General features: G+C 39.5%; 1 protein-coding gene. It reads left to right on the top strand.

What is annotated here, in order from left to right; translation table 11 throughout:
* Positions 1-29 precede the first annotated feature (29 nt).
* Positions 30-238, top strand: a 209-nt coding sequence (locus tag SB659_RS20465; RefSeq protein ID WP_410551762.1) for a hypothetical protein, incomplete at its 3' end; no start/stop codon positions are given.

The following is a 238-nucleotide window of genomic DNA, read 5'->3' as shown; positions in this document are numbered from 1 at the left end:
AACAGATTACTTATGACCCGAATGGTAATATGATCAGTCATTTAGATAAAGGAATCACGAAAATTGCTTTTAACTTCCTGAATCTTCCGTCTGCAATAACGGGAGCATCTCCCGCAGCTTCTCTGAATTATATTTATTCTGCGGATGGAACTAAGGTACAGATGAGCAGGGATACGGAAATCAGCGATTATCTGGGGAACTTTCAATATACTAGTTCAGGGGGTAACATAATCTCATC

The sequence above is a fragment of the Arthrobacter sp. SIMBA_036 genome, assembly GCF_046535135.1.
Lineage (GTDB): Bacteria > Actinomycetota > Actinomycetes > Actinomycetales > Micrococcaceae > Arthrobacter.
Note: the sequence above shows the minus strand (reverse complement) of the source record. Positions and strands in the feature narration are given on the sequence as shown.